Raw genomic sequence first — 12,688 nt, 5'->3', positions numbered from 1 at the left:
CTCAAAAGCTTACTAAACCGGCGCGCAGATAAATTACGCTCAGGAAAAAACTACTCGCCATTCGCGGTTCAAGAGCTCATCCTGCGTACTGCCGCTTAAGTCCCAACGATAGCACTCATTAGCAAAGCGGGATGAAAATTAATACTCTTAAATAATCAATCAATAGCTCGCTCACGGCATTATCTCAGAAGGCGCAATGCAAAGTTTCAAATTGACATATAGGGCAGGAAAATTACTGCGAGAGAAAGGCATATTGGCCGTCGCAAAAGCAGCTTTTCATTATTTCAGACCACTCCGTGCAGCGTCTTGGCCTGCGCTCAGGGGCGAGATGTCTGGACGTGATGTAATCGAAGTGGGTGGACCCAGTAGTATTTTTTCCCACAGAGGTATTTTGCCTGTCTACACAGTTGCGCAATCGGTAGACAATTGCACGTTCTCTCCAAATACGATCTGGAGCGAAAATACAGAGCCTGGTGACACCTTTTCCTACTGCAAAGGTAAAGCTAATGGGTATCAATTTTTTGGAGAAGCCAGTCAGCTCAGTAATATCATCAACAGACCCTATGAGTGCTTAATTTCATCTCACGTCATCGAGCATCTCGCGAATCCCATTGCGGCACTCAACGATTGGAAGAACGCACTCACAGAAAACGGATTACTGCTATTAGTCGTCCCCCACAAGGAAGGAACCTTTGATCATAAACGCAGCACGACTGCTATCGATCACCTCATTGAAGATTTTGTAAATGACACGGGCGAAGATGATCTAACTCATTTGGATGAAATTCTTAATTACCATGACTTTACAAAAGACCCCGGAGCAAAAAGTGTCGAAGAGTTTGCAGTGCAAGCACGCGCAAACCTAGCCGTGCGCGGGCTACACCACCACGTATTCACCGCCCCCTTAGTTGCGCAGATGCTTGATTACAGCAACTACCAAATTGAATCTATAGAGTTGTTAAGTCCTCTCCACATAGTGGTGGTAGCGAGGTCCCTCCCTGCTGAATCCGGCCGCGCGAATAACAGTGAATATTTAACTGTGGACGCAAATTATCTAAAACTCAGCCCATTCTCGTCGGATAAGTTTGACGCACAGAAATTTGATGCTGTGCACGGCGGGTAGACACTCAGTAGAATGATTGCGACGGACACGTTTGTTTTTCATTCACCCAAAGGACGTATAAGGACAAAGGAATTGGCCCCCAAAGAAGCAAAAAAGTCATCCACTGATACTGATCGGTCGTTAGCCTCAATTCTCGATGAGATTGATACGCTCGTTAGGAATATCGAGTCCGAAGAAGTTCAAATGGAAGAGGCACTGTCGGATTTTGAGCGTGGAGTAGCACTTACGACATCCGCACAAAAAATCCTTACAGCAGCGGAACAACGCGTTAGGGTCCTGACAGGTGAAGATACTAGTGACTAATCCCAAGTTGTTGCGTCGTTTACAGCGCAAAGACGACTGTAGAAGCTGATGGACTCCAGCCAAGAAGACAGACCTGGAATGGGTATTAGTGCTGCGCTTGCATACCTCTCCAAATCACCCGGCAAACGCTTGCGCCCTCAGCTCCTTATAGCGGCGGCCCGGGCGATCGGGAATGCACGGGGAGAGTCACTCGCCGCGGCCCCTGCCGAAGCCGTAGAACTCATCCACACCTACTCGCTTATTCACGATGACCTTCCTGCTATGGACGACGACGATATGCGTCGGGGGCGTCCCACACTGCACGTAGCTTTCGATGAGGCAACCGCTATCCTGGTGGGTGACGGACTGCAAGCCAAAGCCTTTGAACTCATCGCCAGCGAAGAACAGCTCACTGCTCAGCAGCGCGTTGACCTTGTAGCTTGCCTGGCCAGAGCATCCGGCTTTGAGGGCATGGTTGGCGGACAGGGTATGGATATTGAAGCGACTCAACAGACGCTGACTGTAGAGCAGCTAAAAAATATACACGCGCTAAAAACCGGTGCACTTATTACTGCAGCACTTGTCATGGGCGGCATCGTCGGCCAAGCCAGTCCCGATCAGAAAGCCACCCTCAAGGCCGTTGGTGACAAAATCGGACTCGCGTTTCAAATAATTGACGACGTGATTGATGTTCGAAGTGACAGCACAACACTGGGAAAAACCGCGGGCAAAGACGCGGCGGCAGGGAAGTCGACCTACGTCGCTTTGATGGGGCTGGAAGCCGCTGAAACCGCGGCCCTGGATTTATACGAAGAGTCAGTGGCGCTCATCAAAAACTGGGGTGTCGAGGCCGATGTGCTTCGCGAGTTACTTGCCCGAATGGTGAAACGCGACCGCTGAGCCAGAAACATAAGCAACAGTCGCTAGCGCTCCTCCAGCATATGTCCCAGCTTGGCGCCTTTTGTCTGCAGGTACTTCTCGTTGTGCGGATTGCTGTCGCATTGCAGCGCAACACGCTCGTCCACATCAATACCTAATTCTTTCAGAGCACTCACCTTGCGCGGGTTATTGGTCATAAGACGCACGCGACGCATTTTTAGATGCTCGAACATGGGCAGCACAATACTGTAGTCGCGCATATCTGCACCAAAGCCCAATTGCTCATTGGCCTCGACGGTGTCCGCACCTTCATCCTGGAGTTTATAGGCTTTGATTTTGTTGAGTAGCCCGATGCCCCTACCCTCTTGTCGCAGATACAAAAGCGCACCTCGGCCCTCATGGGCGATGGCACGCAGCGCCGCCTGCAACTGATTGCCGCAGTCGCAGCGCAAGCTAAAGAGAGCATCGCCGGTCAAACACTCGGAATGCACCCGGGTAAGTACCGGCTCGTCCCCGGACACATCGCCCAGGGTCAGAACCAGGTGTTCCTTATTCGCCTGAACATCTTCAAAGCCATGCATGGTGAACACGGCCCAGTCGGTGGGCAAGCGCGAGGCTTCAACAAATCGTACTGACACTAAGCGATCCACTACTGCAAGGGCGCGCTAGTTTAGCAGAGCCAAGGGGCCACACGAACCGCTAAGAAAACGCCTTGCGAGAATATCACCAGCGCGCACGCAGCGTGAGAATGCCGCCCTGCTCCTGCATTTCTACATGCTGCAGATAACTCATTCCCAGTAGTGCTACGGACGGCTGCTCGCCGTCAATCACTGTCGCAGTGACCCCGTCTACGCGAATACCACCTACGACCACCGTTTCGAGCACGACGCTCCGCGCCGGCACAATAGCGCCCGCCGTCTGAACACTGGCCACAACGCCTTCATCTCTGGCGATGCCAACGGCCAGGGCATCCCGGGTGTTCAGCGCGATGATGTTTGCACCGGTATCGACGATCATTGACAGTCGCACGTTGTTAATTTCAGCGGTCGTCAGATACTGCATCTGTTCATTGCGAGGAATGGCAATACTGCGCTCCTGCGGCTCGCTGAACTGCCCGCTGATTCGCTGGGAAACCCTTAACTGCTGTTGCCGACCGCCAATCTCGACCAGCGCGGACTGCGCATCGGCCGAAATCAGCAGAACGTCGCCCCGACTCTCACCTTCACGGAGTGTCACACGACTACCATCGATTTGCATCACCGCAAGCCCGGGGAGCAGGGCTTCGACCACGATCTCCGCCCGCAAGCCAGACGTAAAAAACACGGCCAGAAGAACAAGAGGCCATCTCATAGACTGCCGCCAAAAGAGAGCGCCAGGTGCAGGGTAACGCAGGCCAGAACTCCCGCCACAACATCATCAATCATGATGCCAAAACCCCCGCTCACATGCCGATCAAGCCAACTAATAGGCCAGGGTTTGGCGATATCAAACACTCGAAACACCACAAACCCCGCGATAATCCACTGAGGCTCAAAGGGCACTGCCCAAAGTGTGATCCACAGCCCCACAAATTCATCCCAGACGATACCTGGATGATCATGCACTCCCAGAGCCTTACTTGCCCGATCGCATATCCAAACACCCAGCACAGCGGCGACAATCACTATGAGACTATAAATCCACAAAGGCTGGGGCGCCATGAACCAGTAGAACGGTAACGCCGCAACGGTTCCTACAGTTCCGGGCGCCTTTGGAGACACTCCCGAACCAAAGCCAAATGCCAGCAACTGTATGGGGTCGCTCAGCTTAGGACGTGGATTGACACTCATTGTTGGCCCTGCGCCCTTAAGCTTCCCCAAGTCATAACTCGACTAAAAATGACGGTATCCATCACGGCCTCCTGTTACGTCGCAGCGTACACCCGCTCCGTCTTCGACGCAGCCAATTCGTGTACACCCAGCCGGAGCGTCGAGACCTTGAGGCAAGGTAAAGCACAGCTGATAGTCCTCTCCCCCCCTGAGAGCCCAATCAAGCGCCTGAGCTGGGGACACTGTCGCTCGTAGCTGTGGAGAAATGGGCACAAGGCCAGACTCCACAACTACGCAAACCTGACTCGCCCGCGCTATGTGCCCAACATCTGCCAACAGGCCATCAGATACATCCACGGCTGCCGTAGCAAACCTTCTTAGCGACGCACCCAAATCCAGAGCCGGTCTTGGCCGCCAGAACCGCGCACGTAAAAACTCTGCGCAGCTCTCGGCGGCTTGAATACGCCCCTGGATAATCGCAAGACCCGCAGCGGAATCGCCTAACGGTCCGCTGACAAACAAAATATCGCCAGTTTTTGCCGCACTGCGTTTAATCGCTTTACCCCCGGGCAAAGCCCCCATGACCTGTACGCTGAGGGTAAGAGGACCTCGCGTCAAATCACCGCCGACCAAGGGTAAAGAAAAATCTTTAACCGCGTCACTAAGGCCGCTACGAAGCAGCGCTAGCCAGCTCTCGTCTGCATCAGGAATACTCAGAGCCAATGTCATTGCCACAGGTCTGGCGCCCATGGCGGCAAGATCGCTTGCTGCAGCAGCAACGGCTCGATAGGCCAACTCTGCAGGAGGGGAATCGGGGGGGAAGTGGACACCTTCCAACATGCTGTCTACGGAGACCGCCAGCTCTTCATCCGGCGCCAGACGCAAAATTGCGGCATCATCGCCATTACCAAGAATGACGTCCGGGCCTTTATCAAGCCCACTGAGAAATCGCGCAATCAGGCTGAATTCGCCGCGCGACTGATTAGCGTCCGGCACTAACCTCGGGACCGCGTAGCTGCCGCGCAAGTTTATCCAGCACGCCATTGATATACTTATAACTCTCTGCCGCGCCAAACTTTTTGGCCAGAGCTACGGATTCATTGATCACCACGCGATAAGGCACATCGATGCGATCGCGAAGCTCGAAGCCCCCCATGCGCAGCAACGAACGCTCAATAGGATCAAGCTCGCGCAATTCACGATCCAATAATGGCGCAAGGAGACTGTCCAGCTCCTCTGCAAGAGGCGGGACTCCGTGAATCAGCGCCTGAAAGTACTCAAGATCCACTACCTCAAAATCATAGTCCGTACGAAATTCGGCTTCGATATCAGACGAGGTTGCACCGGCCATATGCCACTGATAGAGCGCCTGCAACGCGTAATGACGAGCTTTACGGCGTCGAGCGATCAGTTCCTGTTGAGCTTGTTTTGACACCTCAGCGAATTTGACTGAGCAGACTGACCATTTCCAGCGCGGACAAAGCAGCCTCTACACCTTTGTTACCGGCTTTCGTGCCGGAACGCTCAATCGCCTGCTCGATGCTATCGACCGTCAGTACCCCGAATGCAATAGGAATATCCTGACTGAGGCTGACCTGAGCAACACCTTTGGTGCATTCACCCGCGACATGCTCAAAATGTGGAGTTCCACCGCGAATCACAGCACCGAGCGCGATAATCGCGTCGTAGTCACCGACCTTTGCAAGACGTTGGCAAGCCAGCGGGATTTCAAAGGCACCGGGAACTCGAACAACGGTCATTTGCTCTTCTGCGACGCCGTGACGCTTTAGTGTATCGATGGCGCCTTCAAGCAGATGCTCAACAACAAAGCTGTTCCAGCGACCGACCAACAGGGCATATCGCCCGGTGGTGTGCGTCATCGTTCCTTCGATGGTATTCAAACTACTCATGATCTACTCGTCTCACAGTTGTTACCAAAGCTGGACATGCACAGCCTTAGTCAAAAATATCTGGTTCAAAAAATACTTCAGCCAGGTTTGCCCTCACTAATGTGAGACCGGCGGCTCAAGATAGTCGATCACCTCAAGCCCAAAACCTGATATCGCATTGTACTTGATCGGCGCCCCCATCAGGCGAATCTTGCCAACACCCAGTTCACGCAAAATCTGGGAACCCACACCCACCGTGTTGTAGCTGTCACCGGCTTTCGGATCTCTCGGCTCAATATCTCCAAGAGCGAGATCAACACTGTGCAAGAGCTGCTCATCTGTCTCGCTGCGACTCAGGAGCACTAATACGCCAGACCCCGCTTCAGCAATGGCCTCAAGACTGCGCTGTGCGCTCCATCCCACCTGCCCGCGCACCTCACTGCCGAGTAAATCCCTCAGCGTTGAGCTGGCGTGAACTCGCACCAGGGTGGGATTGTCCGCACGAATCTCGCCCAGGCTCAGTGCAATATGCAGGCCTCCATGCGTTCGATCACGGTAAGTGGCCAACTGGAAGTTACCGTAGCGCGTTGCGAGATCGCCTTCACGCACCCGCTCGATGGTTTTTTCGTTAGCGATTCGATAGTGAATCAGGTCTGCGACGGTCCCTACCTTCAAGCCATGCTTGTTCGCAAAAGCGATAAGCGCTGGCCCGTCGGCAAGCTCCCCTTGCTCGTCCAGCACATCCGCAATCACCGCCGCCGGCGTAAGACCGGCTATGCGCGTGTAATCGACCGCTGTTTCTGTATGCCCGGCACGGGTCAGTACGCCACCGGGCTGCGCCGCCAGAGGAAAAATATGGCCCGGCTGCACAATGTCTGCAGGCACCGCCTGGGGTGCAACGGCCACCTGCACGGTCAACGCTCTGTCCGCAGCAGAAATACCCGTATCGATACCTTGAGCAGCCTCGATAGACAAAGTGAAATGCGAAGTATCGCTCTCTCTACCGGCCACCATGGGCGGCAGATCGAGTTGCTCACAACGTTCCTGAGTCAGCGCCAGGCACACCAGACCCCGGGCCTTGCGCGCCATAAATGTCACATGATCGGCAGAGCAGTGCTCTGCAGCGACCATGACAACGCCTTCGTTACTGCGTTCGTCGCGCTCATCCAGAATCACCACCATACGTCCATGACGCAGATCGTCCAGCAGCTCGCCCACGCTGTTGATGTTCAGTTCGCTCATGCGCCTTTACCTAGGTAACCATTGTCCGCCAATGTCTGGTAGTCGATGCCCGCGTTCGGTTTTGCAGCGGCTGAGCCCTGCAAAAGCCGCTCAAGATAACGAGCGATAACATCGACCTCAAGATTCACCGGGCTTCCGGGGCTATAGTTTGCAAAAACTGTTTCTGCCATGGTTTGCGGAATGATATTGAGATCAAAATTTGCGCCATCGACCGCATTGACTGTCAGGCTTGTGCCATCAATACAGATACTGCCTTTGTGAGCAATATACTTGGCTAGTTCGTCGGGCGCGCGAACCACGATTCGCCAGGAGCGTGCATCCTCCTGCATGCTGACAATCTCACCCAGACCATCCACATGACCACTGACAATATGCCCCCCAAGGCGGCTCTCTGGAGTCAGCGACTTTTCTAGGTTTACAGAAGAGCCCTGAGACAGGGTACCTATAGTCGTGAGGTTTAAAGTCTCTCGAGACACATCCGCCCAGAAACCGTCTCCGGGCAGCTCTGTAACCGTCAGACAGACGCCGTTAGTTGCGATACTGTCGCCGATAGCCACATCATCTAGCGGCAGTTTCCCCGTGTGAATTCGCAAACGTAGATCACCACCGCTGGGCTGCTGCGCGGCGACGGTCCCTACTGCCTGAATAATACCCGTGAACATTCGGTTTCCTGTTTATCCTGCCTTTTGAGATTCGAAGACAAAGCGCTGGTCCGCACCAATCTGTCGCCGATCCAACAACCTGAGCCTGAGCGCCTCAGCCATTCGATCAAAAGGCAATTCAAATAGAGGGCGTGCCCGGCTTCCAAGAAGAACCGGCGCAATATAGACAATAAGTTGATCTGCCAGTCCACTTTGGAGCATGGCGCCTGCCAATGTGGGCCCGGATTCTAACAGAATCTCGTTGCACTCCCTTGCGGCAAGCGCAGCAAGTATCTGAGCAGGGTCCAGACCGTCACCCACAAGCGGAAACGCAAGGCGCTCGACGTTCGCCAAAGACGCCGTGCAGGGAGCTCCCTGCGCGTGGAGTAACAGACTCGGCTGAGCGCCTTGAAGCACTGCGGCGCTCGAAGGTGTCCGCAGATGCGTATCGGTAACGACCCTCAATGCACGCCGCTCTGGCGGCGGCAAAAATTCATCGTCGAAAAACGCGTCGCGAACCGTCAGAGCACAATCATCGGACAACACGGTCCCAATCCCCGTGAGGATTGCACAGCTTTCCGCACGGAGCCTCTGGACATCGCGACGTGCATCGGCGCCGGTGATCCACTGACTCTCCCCAGATGCCATAGCCGTTCGGCCGTCTAAAGACATGGCCAACTTAATGCGAAGCCTCGGCCGGCCACGACGTTGTCTCAGCAAAAAGCCCGCTAACTGCAGCTCCACCTGATCTGCCATGAGGCCTTCGGTTACATCAATGCCCGCAGCGACAAGATCACTTAAACCTCCGCCATCAACTTTAGGGTTCGGATCTCTGAGGCCCACCACAACGCGCGCAACTCCCGCTTTGATAAGGGCTTGAGAGCACGGTGGCGTGCGACCCTCGTGTGCACAAGGTTCTAAAGTGACGTAAGCCGTGCTGCCCCGGGCGGCATCTCCTGCGGACTTTAGGGCCATCACCTCGGCATGGTCGCCGCCGGCCGGCTGGGTAAAACCCTCCCCAACGATCGCCGAGTCCCGGACCAATACACAGCCTACGTGAGGATTTGGGCGAGCCCAGTACTTACCACGATCCGCCAGACGCAGCGCGCGAGCCATAAACGGGTGATCCAGAGCATGCGACATAAGGCAAGCGAGGCCTCAGGCGTCGCTGTCAGCAAGAGGATTTACCGCGGCTTCCGGCTCTGCCTGTAGTCGTTCGATGGCAGCCTGAAACTCGGCGATATCCTCAAAACTTCGATACACCGATGCAAACCGCACGTAGGCAACCTTGTCGAGTTCTTTCAGGCTATCCATCACCAATTCACCCAACACCCGGGAATTCACCTCACGCTCACCGGTGGCTCGCAGCTTCTGCTTGATGTGGCTGATTTCTGCCTCGATCAACTCCACCGACACTGGGCGTTTTTCCAGGGCCCGTAAAAAACCTGCCCTGAGTTTGTCCTCGTTAAACGGTTCACGACTTCCGTTTTGCTTAATCACCCGAGGCATTACCAGCTCCGCAGCCTCATAGGTAGTAAAACGCTCTTTGCATGACAGACACTCTCGCCTGCGGCGTACCTGGGCACCATCGGTGACCAGGCGCGAATCAATAACTTTTGTGTCGTCATCCGAGCAAAAAGGACAATGCATTAGCGACTCCGCTTATGAATGCGTGATTTGTTCAAGGCTCAGGCGGCAACGGCCGATCCGGCAGCTGGACGTTCGGGGTAGACCGGAAAGCGCGCGCAAACTGCCAGGACCTTAGCCTTCACCGCGGCAATAGCGGGATCAGCGTCACCAGCTTCCAGCGCCTCCAGAACGTCACACATCCAATGGGTCAGGTCCCGCGTCTCAGCTTCACCAAACCCTCGGGTAGTAATCGCGGGAGTACCCACACGTAACCCTGAGGTGATGAACGGCGAACGGGGGTCATTGGGAACCGCATTTTTGTTCACCGTGATGTTCGCAGCACCCAGGGCGGCATCCGCGTCTTTGCCGGTGTAGGATTTACCGATGAGATCGACGAGCATCAAGTGATTATCAGTTCCTCCGGACACGATGTTGATGCCGCGCTCCATAAAGGTTGCGGCCATCACGCGAGCATTGCTGACAACCAGCTCCTGATATGCGACAAATTCAGGTTGCTGAGCTTCCAGAAAGCTCACAGCCTTAGCAGCGATTACGTGCATCAAGGGGCCACCCTGACCGCCGGGAAAAACAGCCGACTGAAACTTCTTTTCCAATGCTTCATTGGCTTTAGCCAGGATGATGCCTCCCCGGGGGCCTCGCAGCGTCTTGTGGGTAGTGGAAGTCACGACATCTGCAAAGGGCACGGGGTTGGGATACACCCCCGCCGCCACGAGTCCTGCGACATGCGCCATATCTACCAACAAGTACGCACCGACCTCATCGGCAATCGCGCGATAGCGAGCCCAATCAACCACCCGGCTGTAAGCAGAAAAGCCGCCAATAATCATCGCCGGCTTATGCTCTCGCGCCAGCGCGTCAATCTGATCGTAGTCAATTTCTCCGGTCTCATTGTCGAGGCCGTATTGAATGGCGTTGTAGTGCTTGCCCGAAAAGTTAGGCTTGGCGCCGTGGGTGAGGTGTCCACCATCGGCCAGGCTCATCCCCAAAATAGTGTCTCCGGGCGTAACAAGCGCCTGAAACACCGCCGAATTGGCTTGGGAGCCAGAATGCGGCTGCACATTGGCATAATCAGCCCCAAACAGGGCCTTGGCCCGCTCTACCGCCAGCTCTTCAGCTTTATCGACATACTCACAGCCACCGTAGTAGCGCTTGCCCGGGTATCCCTCGGCATACTTGTTGGTAAGCACCGAGCCCTGGGCCTGAAGTACGCGGGGGCTTGCGTAGTTTTCTGAGGCTATTAGCTCAATATGCTCTTCCTGACGACGTTCCTCGTCACAGATGGCAGAAAACAGGGCGTCATCGAAGCCCTCAATAGACATGGCATCGTCGAACATGGCGATCTCTCCTGATGCGAAAAAAAGTGGGAAAGGCGAGATTTTAACCGAAAGCCGGAGTCTGGCCTATCACCTGCGTCCTTTTGCTAGAATCCGCGCGTCGAAACACAGGAAAGTTATTCAGACATGGCACAGTACGTCTACAGCATGAATCGAGTGGGAAAAGTTGTCCCACCCAAAAAAACCATTCTCGAGAATATCTCGCTATCGTTTTTTCCCGGCGCAAAGATCGGTGTGCTGGGCCTAAACGGCTCCGGCAAGTCCACCTTGCTAAAGATCATGGCGGGACTCGACACAGACATTCTTGGCGAAGCGCGTCCTCAGCCGGACCTCAAGATCGGTTACCTCCCCCAGGAGCCGCAGCTGGATGCCGCAAAAGACGTGCGCGGCAATGTTGAGGAGGGACTCAGCGAGGCCTTAAATGCTCTTGCGGGCCTTGAAAAGGTCTATGCCGATTATGCCGAGCCTGATGCGGACTTCGATGCGCTGGCCAAGGAACAGGCTCGCCTGGAGGACATTATTCAGGCAACGGACGCCCACAACATCGAACACCGACTGGAAGTAGCGGCAGATGCCCTGCGGCTCCCTTCCTGGGATGCGAATGTCACGACCCTCTCCGGTGGAGAGCGTCGCAGAGTCGCATTGTGTCGCCTGCTCTTGTCAGGTCCCGACATGCTGCTTCTGGACGAGCCGACAAACCACCTCGATGCCGAAAGTGTGGCCTGGCTCGAGCGCTTTTTGGAAGACTTCCCGGGCACCGTGGTAGCTATTACCCACGATCGCTACTTCTTGGACAATGCGGCGGGCTGGATTCTTGAACTGGACCGGGGCCGCGGCATTCCCTATGAGGGCAACTACTCTGATTGGCTCAATGCCAAAGAGCAGCGACTTGATCAGGAACAACGCCAGGAAGCATCGCATCAAAAAGCCATAAAAGCTGAGCTTGAGTGGGTGCGCAGCAATCCCAAAGGCCGTCAGGCCAAGAGCAAGGCTCGACTCGCGCGCTTTGAAGACCTCCAGTCACAGGAATTTCAAAGCCGCAACGAGACCAACGAAATCTACATCCCCCCCGGCCCACGTTTGGGCGACAAAGTGATTGAAGTCAAGAACCTTCGCAAAACCTATGATGACCGCCTGCTCTTTGATGACCTGAGCCTATCGGTTCCCAAAGGCAGCATCGTTGGCATTATCGGTGCGAACGGCATGGGTAAATCGACGTTGTTTAGACTCATTACCGGCGAAGAACAGCCCGATGCCGGCACTATCGAGCTGGGTGAAACAGTCAAGCTGGCCTACGTAGACCAATCTCGAGACGACCTTGCGGGCGAGAAAACCGTGTGGGAAGAAATATCAGACGGCCTGGACATCATGAACATCGGTGGATATGAGGTTAACTCTCGATCTTACGTGGGGCGCTTTAACTTCAAAGGCTCGGACCAGCAAAAATACGTCAAGGATCTGTCCGGGGGTGAGCGAAATCGACTGCATTTGGCCAAGCTGCTAAAACAGGGAGCCAACGTGCTTCTGTTGGACGAACCCACCAACGACCTGGACGTGGAAACCCTCCGCGCGCTGGAAGAAGCCATTCTGGCGTTTCCGGGCTCAGCCATGATCATCTCGCACGACCGCTGGTTCCTGGATCGGGTCGCAACACATATTCTTGCTTACGAAGACGATGGAAGCATCGTGTTCCATGAGGGCAATTACAGCGATTACGAAGACGATCGTCGCAAGCGGATGGGTGCTGCGGCAGATCAGCCGCATCGACTGCGGTACCGCAAATTAAAATAGCTGCCAGAGCATTTGCTAGAGAAGGCGGCTGTGCTTCAATGCGCTGTGA

General features: G+C 54.8%; 15 protein-coding genes. 4 read left to right on the top strand and 11 right to left on the bottom strand.

Features of this window, described 5'->3' with window-relative positions; all coding sequences use genetic code 11:
- Positions 1–196: 196 nt before the first annotated feature.
- The 3 genes from R0135_RS15555 to R0135_RS15545 are packed head-to-tail and all read left to right on the top strand — an operon-like array spanning position 197 to position 2,305.
- Positions 197–1,123: a hypothetical protein gene (locus tag R0135_RS15555; protein WP_407347830.1), complete on the top strand. Its 927-nt coding sequence runs from the start codon at positions 197–199 to the stop codon at positions 1,121–1,123.
- A 12-nt stretch (positions 1,124–1,135) separates the two neighbouring features.
- Positions 1,136–1,426, top strand: coding sequence for an exodeoxyribonuclease VII small subunit (gene xseB / locus R0135_RS15550; RefSeq protein WP_407347829.1), 291 nt, complete (start codon positions 1,136–1,138; stop codon positions 1,424–1,426).
- 48 nt (positions 1,427–1,474) lie between these two features.
- Positions 1,475–2,305, top strand: coding sequence for a polyprenyl synthetase family protein (locus R0135_RS15545; protein WP_407347828.1), 831 nt, complete (start codon positions 1,475–1,477; stop codon positions 2,303–2,305).
- A 23-nt stretch (positions 2,306–2,328) separates the two neighbouring features.
- On the opposite strand, the gene ribA is transcribed toward R0135_RS15545, so the two are convergent.
- From ribA to glyA, 11 genes are all read right to left on the bottom strand, one after another.
- Positions 2,329–2,922 carry a GTP cyclohydrolase II gene (ribA, locus tag R0135_RS15540; RefSeq protein ID WP_407347827.1) on the bottom strand — a complete coding sequence of 198 codons (594 nt, stop codon included), beginning with the start codon at positions 2,920–2,922 and terminating at the stop codon, positions 2,329–2,331.
- 85 nt (positions 2,923–3,007) lie between these two features.
- Positions 3,008–3,634 carry a TIGR02281 family clan AA aspartic protease gene (locus R0135_RS15535; protein ID WP_407347826.1) on the bottom strand — a complete coding sequence of 209 codons (627 nt, stop codon included), beginning with the start codon at positions 3,632–3,634 and terminating at the stop codon, positions 3,008–3,010.
- Positions 3,631–4,113, bottom strand: a complete 483-nt coding sequence (locus R0135_RS15530) for a phosphatidylglycerophosphatase A (RefSeq protein ID WP_407347825.1) — start codon at positions 4,111–4,113, stop codon at positions 3,631–3,633. The genes R0135_RS15535 and R0135_RS15530 overlap by 4 nt, the downstream gene beginning before the upstream one ends.
- Before the next feature lie 42 nt (positions 4,114–4,155).
- Entirely contained in the window at positions 4,156–5,088 is a 933-nt protein-coding gene (gene thiL, locus R0135_RS15525; RefSeq protein WP_407347824.1) for a thiamine-phosphate kinase, read from the bottom strand.
- The gene (gene nusB, locus R0135_RS15520; RefSeq protein WP_407347823.1) at positions 5,075–5,527 is read right to left on the bottom strand and encodes a transcription antitermination factor NusB; all 453 of its coding nucleotides are present in this window, start codon (positions 5,525–5,527) and stop codon (positions 5,075–5,077) included. Before nusB ends, thiL begins: the two co-directional genes overlap by 14 nt.
- A 1-nt stretch (position 5,528) precedes the next feature.
- Positions 5,529–6,002, bottom strand: coding sequence for a 6,7-dimethyl-8-ribityllumazine synthase (gene ribE / locus R0135_RS15515; RefSeq protein WP_407347822.1), 474 nt, complete (start codon positions 6,000–6,002; stop codon positions 5,529–5,531).
- A gap of 96 nt (positions 6,003–6,098) precedes the next feature.
- Entirely contained in the window at positions 6,099–7,223 is a 1,125-nt protein-coding gene (gene ribB, locus R0135_RS15510) for a 3,4-dihydroxy-2-butanone-4-phosphate synthase (RefSeq protein ID WP_407347821.1), read from the bottom strand.
- Complete coding sequence (locus R0135_RS15505) at positions 7,220–7,885, bottom strand: riboflavin synthase (protein WP_407347820.1); 666 nt, start codon at positions 7,883–7,885, stop codon at positions 7,220–7,222. Before R0135_RS15505 ends, ribB begins: the two co-directional genes overlap by 4 nt.
- A 12-nt stretch (positions 7,886–7,897) precedes the next feature.
- The gene (gene ribD, locus R0135_RS15500; protein WP_407347819.1) at positions 7,898–8,980 is read right to left on the bottom strand and encodes a bifunctional diaminohydroxyphosphoribosylaminopyrimidine deaminase/5-amino-6-(5-phosphoribosylamino)uracil reductase RibD; all 1,083 of its coding nucleotides are present in this window, start codon (positions 8,978–8,980) and stop codon (positions 7,898–7,900) included.
- A 42-nt stretch (positions 8,981–9,022) separates the two neighbouring features.
- A complete protein-coding gene (gene nrdR, locus R0135_RS15495) occupies positions 9,023–9,514 on the bottom strand; it encodes a transcriptional regulator NrdR (protein ID WP_407347818.1) in 492 nt (163 codons plus the stop codon).
- A 38-nt stretch (positions 9,515–9,552) separates the two neighbouring features.
- Positions 9,553–10,848 carry a serine hydroxymethyltransferase gene (gene glyA, locus R0135_RS15490; RefSeq protein WP_407347817.1) on the bottom strand — a complete coding sequence of 432 codons (1,296 nt, stop codon included), beginning with the start codon at positions 10,846–10,848 and terminating at the stop codon, positions 9,553–9,555.
- A gap of 126 nt (positions 10,849–10,974) precedes the next feature.
- Between glyA and ettA the strand changes: the two genes are divergently transcribed.
- Positions 10,975–12,639 carry an energy-dependent translational throttle protein EttA gene (gene ettA, locus R0135_RS15485; RefSeq protein ID WP_407347816.1) on the top strand — a complete coding sequence of 555 codons (1,665 nt, stop codon included), beginning with the start codon at positions 10,975–10,977 and terminating at the stop codon, positions 12,637–12,639.
- The last annotated feature ends 49 nt before the right edge of the window (positions 12,640–12,688 follow it).

Source organism: Congregibacter variabilis (assembly GCF_045689235.1).
Lineage (GTDB): Bacteria > Pseudomonadota > Gammaproteobacteria > Pseudomonadales > Halieaceae > Congregibacter > Congregibacter variabilis.
This window is presented reverse-complemented; position numbering and strand designations above follow the sequence as displayed.

Bases quoted from the DNA above. Each gene is read 5' to 3' on its own strand.
- glyA (WP_407347817.1), bottom strand. From the start codon at position 10,848: ATGTTCGACGATGCCATGTCTATTGAGGGCTTCGATGACGCCCTGTTT.
- ettA (WP_407347816.1), top strand. From the start codon at position 10,975: ATGGCACAGTACGTCTACAGCATGAATCGAGTGGGAAAAGTTGTCCCA.
- R0135_RS15505 (WP_407347820.1), bottom strand. From the start codon at position 7,885: ATGTTCACGGGTATTATTCAGGCAGTAGGGACCGTCGCCGCGCAGCAG.
- R0135_RS15530 (WP_407347825.1), bottom strand. From the start codon at position 4,113: ATGAGTGTCAATCCACGTCCTAAGCTGAGCGACCCCATACAGTTGCTG.
- nrdR (WP_407347818.1), bottom strand. From the start codon at position 9,514: ATGCATTGTCCTTTTTGCTCGGATGACGACACAAAAGTTATTGATTCG.
- ribB (WP_407347821.1), bottom strand. From the start codon at position 7,223: ATGAGCGAACTGAACATCAACAGCGTGGGCGAGCTGCTGGACGATCTG.
- R0135_RS15555 (WP_407347830.1), top strand. From the start codon at position 197: ATGCAAAGTTTCAAATTGACATATAGGGCAGGAAAATTACTGCGAGAG.
- ribD (WP_407347819.1), bottom strand. From the start codon at position 8,980: ATGGCTCGCGCGCTGCGTCTGGCGGATCGTGGTAAGTACTGGGCTCGC.
- R0135_RS15535 (WP_407347826.1), bottom strand. From the start codon at position 3,634: ATGAGATGGCCTCTTGTTCTTCTGGCCGTGTTTTTTACGTCTGGCTTG.
- R0135_RS15545 (WP_407347828.1), top strand. From the start codon at position 1,475: ATGGACTCCAGCCAAGAAGACAGACCTGGAATGGGTATTAGTGCTGCG.
- xseB (WP_407347829.1), top strand. From the start codon at position 1,136: ATGATTGCGACGGACACGTTTGTTTTTCATTCACCCAAAGGACGTATA.
- ribE (WP_407347822.1), bottom strand. From the start codon at position 6,002: ATGAGTAGTTTGAATACCATCGAAGGAACGATGACGCACACCACCGGG.